This window comes from Streptomyces sp. XM83C (assembly GCF_023072675.1).
Classification (GTDB): domain Bacteria; phylum Actinomycetota; class Actinomycetes; order Streptomycetales; family Streptomycetaceae; genus Streptomyces; species Streptomyces thermocoprophilus.
On sequence record NZ_JALLGL010000617.1, the window covers coordinates 1 to 973 of the forward strand.

General features: G+C 76.0%; 1 protein-coding gene. It reads right to left on the reverse strand.

The window, feature by feature from the left end; translation table 11 throughout:
- Positions 1 to 973 (reverse strand): (Fe-S)-binding protein (locus MTQ10_RS30720; RefSeq protein WP_247474065.1); only part of this gene is annotated, 973 nt, incomplete at both ends.

Sequence of the window (973 nt, forward strand, 5' to 3'; positions counted from 1 at the left end):
CCCGGCACCTCGCCCCCGTCCAGATGCTCGGCGAGGACCTCCGCCAGATGCCGCCCCCGCACCCCGGCGAGCTGCTCCAGCTGGGTCCGGCAGGAGAAGCCGTCGGCGAGCACCACCGCGCCCTCCGGCGCCTCGGCGACGGCCGGCAGGAGGCGGTCCTCGGCGCACGCCCGCGACACCTCGAAGTGCCCGCGTTCGAAGCCGAAGTTCCCCGCCAGCCCGCAGCAGCCTCCCTCCAGCTCCCCGGTGAGGCCCGCGGCGTCGCGCAGCCGACGGTCGGCGCCGTCGCCGAGGACGGCATGCTGATGGCAGTGGGTCTGCCCGGTCACCGGACGGTCCAGCCGGGGCGGTCTCCACTTCGGGGCGTGCCGCTCCAGGGCCTCCGCGAACGTCAGCACACGAGCCGCCAGCAGCGCGGCGCGCGGGTCGTCGTGCAGCAGCTCCGGCAGGTCGCTGCGCAGGGCCGCCGCACAGCTCGGCTCCAGCACGACGACCGGGCCGGCCGTCTCCAGCACCGGCTCCATCAGGTCCAGGGTGCGCCGCAGCACCGCGCGGGCCCGGTCCAGCTGGCCGGTGGAGATGTACGTCAGGCCGCAGCAGACCCGGCCTCGGCCCCGCAGCAGACTCACCGGGTCCAGGGCGACCGTGCGGCCGTCCCCGATCGGCGGACGCTTCAGATGCAGTGTCGGCGGCAGCGCCACGCGCAGCCCGGCCGCTTCCAGCACCCGCACCGCCGCCCGGCCGACCGAGGGCGACAGATGCTCGGTGAACGTGTCCGGCCAGAGGATCACCAGATCGCCACGCACCGACCGCCCGGACCGGCCATTCCGGTCGGGCACGTCGGCTCCGCCGCCCCCGACAGCTCCGCCGACCCCGCCAGACCCGTCAGCCCCCTCAGCCCGACCGGCTCCCTCAGCTCGACCAGTCCCCTCAGCCCGACCCGTCCCCTCAGCCCGACCGGACTCACCAGTCC